Consider the following 8151-nt stretch of genomic DNA (forward strand, 5'->3'; position numbering starts at 1 on the left):
ATAAAAAACAAGAAGCCTGTATTTGGACGGCGGAAGAGATCGATTTGCATACCGATTTAAACGATTGGAACAATAAGCTATCAGATGATGAAAAATTCTTTATCAAGCATATTTTGGCATTTTTTGCTGCTTCTGATGGAATTGTAAATGAAAATTTAGCTGAAAATTTTGTATCGGAAGTGCAATATCCCGAAGCTAAATTTTTCTACGGCTTTCAATTGATGATGGAAAACATCCACAGCGAAACGTATTCGTTGTTAATTGATACGTATGTAAAAGATGAAGCAGAAAAACACCAGTTATTTCATGCTATTGAAACGTTTCCTGCCATTAAAGAAAAAGCGGAATGGGCACTAAAATGGATTGAGTCGCCAAGTTTTGCCGAACGATTAATTGCATTTGCAGCCGTAGAAGGAATTTTCTTCTCAGGTTCATTTTGCTCAATTTATTGGTTAAAAAAACGCGGATTAATGCCAGGACTTACTTTTTCAAACGAATTGATTTCGCGTGATGAAGGAATGCATTGTGATTTTGCAGTGCATTTACACACCCATCACATTGTAAATAAAGTACCAAAAGCTAGAATCACGGAAATCATCACGAATGCATTGGATATTGAAAGAAAGTTTATTACCGAATCGTTACCGGTAAGTTTAATTGGAATGAACGCTACCTTGATGACTCAATATCTTGAATTTGTTACCGATAGATTGTTAGTAGAGTTAGGTTGTGAAAGAGTTTATAATTCATCCAATCCATTTGATTTTATGGACATGATTTCGTTGCAAGGAAAAACCAATTTCTTTGAAAAACGTGTGGGAGAATACCAAAAAGCGGGAGTTATGAATTCAGATTCTGAATCTAGTAAAATTAGCTTTGACGCAGATTTTTAATAAAAAAATGAAACGCTATAAAATGTCGGGAGACTTGCGTTTTTGTTCAATAATTATGTAACCGAAAGCAAGGAAGGGATTGCTTGTTTTCAAAATTTTAAAACTTATGTATGTAGTAAAAAGAGATGGCCACAAGGAGCCAGTGATGTTTGACAAAATCACGGATCGTATTAAAAAATTATGTTATGGATTGAATGACATGGTAGATGCTGTAAAAGTAGCCATGCGTGTAATCGAAGGATTATACGATGGAGTAACCACTTCTGAATTGGATAATTTAGCAGCAGAAACCGCAGCATCCATGACCGTTTCACACCCTGATTATGCACAACTAGCTGCTCGTATTGCCATTTCAAATCTACACAAAAATACCAACAAATCATTCTCGGAAACGATGAGTGAAATGTACCATTATGTAAACCCAAGAACCAATCAAGAAGCGCCATTAATTTCAGATGAAGTGCATCAAGTTATTCAAGAAAATGCTGCTTTTTTAGATTCTCACATTATCTATACCCGAGATTTTAATTATGATTATTTTGGATTTAAAACACTAGAACGTTCGTATTTATTAAGAATCAATGGAAAAATTGTAGAGCGCCCACAGCATATGTTAATGCGTGTAGCTGTTGGAATTCACTTGAATGATATGGATGCAGCCATAGAGACCTATGAATTGATGTCTAAAAAATTCTTCACGCACGCTACACCAACATTATTCAACGCAGGCACGCCTAAACCCCAAATGTCATCGTGTTTCTTGTTAACCATGAAAGACGATAGTATTGATGGTATTTATGATACATTAAAACAAACGGCAAAAATATCACAATCTGCCGGTGGAATTGGTTTGGCCATTCATAACGTAAGAGCTACCGGCTCTTATATTCGTGGAACCAACGGAACTTCAAACGGAATTGTTCCCATGTTACGTGTGTTCAATGATACCGCTCGTTATGTCGATCAAGGTGGAGGAAAACGTAAAGGAAGTTTTGCTATTTATATAGAAACTTGGCACGCTGATATTTTCGAATTCTTAGATTTGAAAAAGAATACGGGAAAAGAAGAAATGCGTGCAAGAGATTTGTTTTTTGCAATGTGGACTTCCGATTTGTTCATGAAACGCGTAGAAGAAGATACCACTTGGACTTTAATGTGTCCAAACGAATGTCCTGGCTTGGATAATTTATACGGTGAAGAATTTGAAGCATTATACACTGCATATGAAGCACAAGGAAAAGGAAGAAAAACAATCAAAGCGCGTGAACTTTGGGAAAAAATATTAGAATCTCAAATTGAAACCGGAACGCCTTATATGTTGTATAAAGATGCAGCAAATAGAAAGTCCAACCAAAAGAATTTGGGTACGATCCGCTCGTCAAATTTATGTACTGAAATTATTGAGTACACTTCGGCTGATGAAATTGCAGTATGTAATTTAGCATCGATTTCGTTGCCAATGTTTGTTGAAAATGGTGCGTTTAATCACGAATTGTTATACAATGTAACCAAGCGAGTAACCCGAAACTTAAACAAGGTAATTGATAGAAATTATTATCCTGTTATTGAAGCAGAAAATTCAAACATGCGTCACCGACCTGTAGGTCTTGGGGTGCAAGGATTAGCCGATGCTTTCATCATGTTGCGCCTGCCGTTTACAAGTGATGAAGCTAAAAAATTAAACCAAGAAATTTTTGAAACCCTATATTTTGCAGCCGTTACAGCTTCTATGGAAATGGCTAAAGAAGAAGGGCCTTATTCTACTTATGAAGGGTCGCCTATATCTAAAGGTGAATTCCAGCACAACCTTTGGGGATTAAAAGATGAAGAGTTATCAGGACGCTGGGATTGGGCCGGTTTGCGAAAAGAAGTAAAGAAAAATGGGGTTAGAAACTCATTATTAGTGGCACCAATGCCTACCGCTTCTACTTCTCAAATTTTAGGAAACAATGAGGCTTTTGAACCGTATACGTCAAACATTTATACCCGTCGAGTATTGTCTGGAGAATTCATTGTAGTGAACAAGCACTTATTGAATGATTTAGTAGAAAGAGGTTTGTGGAACGAAACATTGAAACAAGAAATTATGCGCCACAACGGTTCGGTTCAAAACATCGAAAGAATTCCTTCCGATTTGAAAGAATTGTACAAAACCGTTTGGGAAATGTCGATGAAAGACATTATCGATATGAGTCGTCATAGAGGCTATTTCATTGACCAATCACAATCGTTAAACTTGTTCATGCAAGATGCCAATTATGCAAAATTAACCTCGATGCATTTCTATGCATGGAAATCAGGGTTGAAAACGGGAATGTATTATTTACGAACAAAATCGGCAGTAGATGCTATTAAGTTTACCTTAAATAATGACAAACAAGCCGAGCCTATTGAAGTGCTAGAACAACCTGTTGCTCAAAAATTAGAAGCCATAGCTGTACTAGACGAACCTGCAGAAATGAGCGCCGAAGAATATAAAGCAATGATTGAAAGAGCTCGAAATTCAGGCCCAGAAGATTGCGAAATGTGTGGTTCTTAAATTACACCTAGAGTTCAAAAAATAACGAGTAAAAACAGCTGTCTTTGGATGGCTGTTTTTGTTATTATAAATTCCGATGCAATTCGTACATTTGAAAAAAATACACAAATCATGTCAAAAGATAAAAAAGGAGTATATACAGGACACATTGAAAAAGACGCCGATGGAAATTATTTCTGTGGTGAATATTTATTGGATTATCAATATACCGAGAAAAATTTCAAAATAGGCGATGAGGTAAATATCAAATCAGTGATTGTAAACCCTAGTGATAAGAGTTATAACCAATATCCAAAAAAATCAAGAAACTTCTTTTTGGCCAACGAAAAAGAGTAAATTCTAAAGCCAAAATCTGCAATCTTCAATCTAGAATCATATGATGCAATGGGAACAATTATTGTCCTTAAAACGACAAGGCGACACCAGTAAACGCTTACGAAAAGAACAAGACGATACGCGCTTGGGATTTGAAGTCGATTATGATCGAATTATATTTTCTTCGGCATTTAGAAGTTTACAAGATAAAACACAAGTCATACCGCTCTCCAAAACCGATTTTGTACACAACCGATTGACACACAGTTTGGAGGTTTCGGTAGTGGGTCGCTCGTTAGGACGTTTGGTAGGAAAGCAAATTATTGCAAATTATCCCCACTTACAGGAAGTATATGGCTATCAAGCCAATGATTTTGGAGCCATAGTTGCTGCGGCTGCCTTATCGCACGATATTGGTAATCCTCCGTTTGGACATTCTGGCGAAAAAGCCATAGGCGAATATTTCAAAACCGGAAATGGGGCACAATATAAAGAACAGTTAACCAGTAAACAATGGCAAGATTTGATTGATTTTGAAGGCAATGCGAATGGGTTTTCTGTGTTGACCTCTTCACGTGAAGGAATCGAAGGAGGATTGCGAATTTCCTATGCTACCCTTGGCGCTTTTATGAAATATCCAAAAGAAAGTTTGCCTAAAAAACCGACGCCTAAAATTTGTGATAAAAAATATGGTTTTTTCCAATCGGATAAAGATTTTTTTGAGGAAGTAGCCAAAGAATTGGCACTATTGCCCAACAAATCTGGGAATGATGTTGGTTTTGAACGCCATCCATTAGCATATTTAGTAGAAGCTGCCGACGATATTTGCTATACCATTATCGATTTTGAAGACGGTATCAACCTTGGGCTAATCCCAGAAGAATATGCGTTAGAATACCTCATAAAATTGGTCAAAAACGGAATCGATACCAAAAAATATAACGAATTAATTACTAAAGAAGATCGCATTAGTTATTTGCGAGCCTTGGCTATCGGAAGTTTGATCAATGACGCGGTTGCAGTTTTTATGGAAAACGAAAAAGCTATTTTGGCTGGCGATTTCCCTTTTTCCTTAATGGATAAAAGTCAATACAAAGCCCAAATGAATGACATCATTCAAATTAGTGTGAAAAATGTTTACCAAAGTAGAGAAGTGGTGCAAAAAGAGGTAATGGGATACAAAGTGATTAATACTCTTTTGGATTGTTTTTGTACAGCCACTAATAAAAAGCAAAACGGTACGGCTTCAAATTATGACGAACTGTTGCTCAAATTATTGCCCGAACGCTTTCAATTTCAAAAAGAGAACCTTTACGAACGTTTGATGCATATTTGTCATTTTGTGTCTTTGCTAACCGACGGCAAGGCGGTAGAATTGTACAAAACTATTCAGGCCAACAAAAGTTAAAGTTATCAATTCAATAAATAAACTTTTGAAAATAGCATTAATATGCTAAATTTGTTATAATTAAATCAAAAAAACAGTTTTTTTATGAAAAAACAAATACTTTTTTTACTAAGTTCTGTACTATTTATCGGTATAAGTTGTTCAGAAAAATCTTCAAAAATAGAAGAAAAGACGAAACGTACAACTACGGTACAATCTGAAGTCAAACCTACTCAAAAATTCAATATTACTGAAGTGAAATCTGATAGAAGTAATGGTGCTGTTGAGAATAAGGTTCAAAATAAGTCAATTAAAACGGTAGCCAATACGGTACCCGCTGAAATTGATAACTTAAGAAAAAAACACGAAGCCTATTTAAATAATTCTCCTTATAAAAAGGTAATGGCATTATCTAAAAAGGAGAGAAAAGCATTGGGGATTCCTCCCAATAAATTCTACGAACGGGAATGGGAGCTGTCTATTAATCCAGAGACTGGTAAAACGCACCCTGAGAATTTGGAAATTATTAGAAATCAATTAATCGCTGAAAGACAACAAGCCATGGCTTCAGGAAGAGTTCCTGGAGACGGAACAGATAACAATTGGGTTGAAAGAGGACCAAATAATGTTGGTGGCCGAGTTAGAGCAATTATGTTTGATCCCAATGATCCTACCTTCAAAACTGTTTTTGCCGGAGGTGTAAGTGGCGGTTTGTGGAAAAATACAGATATTACAAGTTCATTCTCAACGTGGACCCGTGTAAATATTCCTGAAAATTTATCGGTTTCTTCGATTACTTTTGATCCTAACAACACAAATGTTTTTTACTTGGGTACCGGAGAATCTTATGTGGGAGGTGATGTAAATGGTGATGGAGTTTGGAAATCTTCAAACGGAGGAACCACGTGGACCAAAGTTTTCGGTGGAATTACAGGCCCAACTTCTTTTCAATCAGCTGCAGGATTAACGATTAATAGCCCGGCAAGTATTGCAGGTACCTACACTTGTTTTACAACAACAGCTTTTGGAACACCAGTTGCTACTGCATTAACAGCAAATATTGTTTTAGTTAATGATGGTGTTGCGCCTACAAGTGATGCTTGTCAGGCGATTACAAATGCTGCTGCTCTTGTGGGTAAGATTGCTTTAATTCGTAGAGGTACTTGTAATTTTGTATTTAAGGTAAAAGCTGCACAGGATGCGGGGGCTGTTGGAGTAATCATGATGAATAATACTGATGGAGCGCCGGTTGCTATGGGTGGAGATGATCCTACAATTACGATTCCTTCAATAATGATTTCAAATACAGATGGAGATTTATTAGAGGCAGCTGTACTAGCAGGCGCAGTTTCAGGTACTTTAAATCCAATTGTTAGAGGAGCATTTACTGGAAATTTAGTTCCAGGCCAACAGCATATTAACGATATTAAAGTAAGAGCTAATGGTTCGGTGTCTGAAATTTATGTGGCAGCTGGAGATACTTTTTACAGTGCAGCAAACCAAACTACCTATTTAGGTGGGCCTGATTATGGTTTATATAAATCAATTGATGGGGGTGCAACTTGGAATTTGGTTAACATGCCACTGACCGATGATAGAAATAAGCATTGTCCAAATGAAATTGAAATTGGACCTAATAATTCCATATGGATTTCTACTAAAAGTAGTTTGTTGTATGGAGATGGTGGAGGAAAGATTTTTTCTTCTGCAGATGGTAATACTTTTACACTGAGACATGCAGTTCCAAATGGTAAGCGAACTCAAATTGGATTGTCGGCATCAAATAACAATAAAATTTATGTCTTAGTTGAAGACGCAACAACTGGTGAAGCCGATATTTATTTGACAACCGATGGCTTTACAACGGTAACAAGATTATCAGAACCAGCGGGTATTCATGGAACTTCAGCAACAGATTTCTGTCGTGGTCAAGCTTTTTATGATTTAATAATTACAGTTGATCCAACTAATGATGCCATGGTGTATATAGGGGGAATTGATATTCACCGATCCGATAATAGTGGCGCTACATGGCAAACTATTTCTAAATGGTCTGCAAGTTATCCTACAGGAGTTTCTGTGGTTCATGCAGATCAACATGCAATGGTATTTAGACCAGGCAATACAAATCAGGCGGTACTTGGTCACGATGGTGGCGTAAGTTTTGCAACAAGTTTATCGTCAGCCCCAATTTCAACTTCAGCCATTCAAACCAGAGTGGAAGGATTAAACGTTACACAGTTTTATAGTGTTGGGGTGGCTCCTACCACTGCAGTGAGCGGTTTGTCTGGAGAATATTTTGCTGCAGGCGCACAAGATAACGGAACGCAATTTTTTGAAGACGCGCAACCGGGGATCAATGGAACTTCTCAATCGCAAGGAGGCGACGGTGCATATACCATGTTTGATCAAGGAGCTGATAAATATTACATTTCAAATTATGTATACAATGAAAGTATTGTCTTACGACCATTGCCTGGATCAGCTTTGAATACAAGAACATTGGATGCCGATAATAATGGAAATAATGGAGCCTTTATAGCTCCTATGACATTAGATTCTAATTTGGATATTTTATATTCAGATTATTCAAATGGTACAACTTACAGAGTAAGAAGATACACCAATATCAAGTCGGGAACAATCGGGCGAACAGATTTAACAGATCCTTTGTTAACAGCTCCTCCAACAGCTTTAACGGTTTCCCCATTTACGACAACTTCTTCTACACTTTTGGTAGGAACCCGATTGGGGAAATTATTAAAAATTTCTTCTGCGCAAACAGGTAATGGGATATGGTCAGACATTACGGGATCAAGTTTTGTTGGAAGTATTTCAGATGTAGAATACGGTACAACTGAAAACGAAATTTTTGTAACGATGCACAATTATAATGTGGTGAGCATTTGGTATACTGCTAATGGAGGAATTACATGGGTTTCTAAAGAAGGAAACTTACCCGATTTACCCGTTAAATGTATTCTTAAAAACCCATTAAATGCCAACGAAGTTATTGT

General features: G+C 36.9%; 5 protein-coding genes. All 5 read left to right on the top strand.

The annotated features are described in order from the left end of the window. The coding region (locus tag ACIQ6Z_RS08110) for a ribonucleotide-diphosphate reductase subunit beta (RefSeq protein WP_396210401.1) at window positions 1-893 on the top strand (893 nt) is incomplete at its 5' end. Window positions 894-999: 106 nt separating this feature from the next. Further along, on the top strand, window positions 1000-3432 hold the full coding sequence (locus ACIQ6Z_RS08115; RefSeq protein WP_396210402.1) for a ribonucleoside-diphosphate reductase subunit alpha: 2433 nt from the start codon (window positions 1000-1002) through the stop codon (window positions 3430-3432). Window positions 3433-3543: 111 nt separating this feature from the next. After that, window positions 3544-3768: a hypothetical protein gene (locus ACIQ6Z_RS08120; RefSeq protein WP_396196999.1), complete on the top strand. Its 225-nt coding sequence runs from the start codon at window positions 3544-3546 to the stop codon at window positions 3766-3768. A gap of 43 nt (window positions 3769-3811) precedes the next feature. Then, entirely contained in the window at window positions 3812-5155 is a 1344-nt protein-coding gene (locus tag ACIQ6Z_RS08125) for a deoxyguanosinetriphosphate triphosphohydrolase (protein WP_396210404.1), read from the top strand. Window positions 5156-5239: 84 nt separating this feature from the next. Beyond that, window positions 5240-8151 (top strand): PA domain-containing protein (locus ACIQ6Z_RS08130; RefSeq protein ID WP_396210403.1); only part of this gene is annotated, 2912 nt, incomplete at its 3' end.

Origin of the sequence: Flavobacterium sp. (assembly GCF_044376915.1) — a bacterium.
In the GTDB taxonomy this organism is placed as follows: domain Bacteria; phylum Bacteroidota; class Bacteroidia; order Flavobacteriales; family Flavobacteriaceae; genus Flavobacterium.

Excerpts from the sequence above, each read along its gene's own strand:
- ACIQ6Z_RS08120 (WP_396196999.1), top strand. The coding sequence starts at position 3,544 with ATGTCAAAAGATAAAAAAGGAGTATATACAGGACACATTGAAAAAGAC.
- ACIQ6Z_RS08115 (WP_396210402.1), top strand. The coding sequence starts at position 1,000 with ATGTATGTAGTAAAAAGAGATGGCCACAAGGAGCCAGTGATGTTTGAC.
- ACIQ6Z_RS08125 (WP_396210404.1), top strand. The coding sequence starts at position 3,812 with ATGCAATGGGAACAATTATTGTCCTTAAAACGACAAGGCGACACCAGT.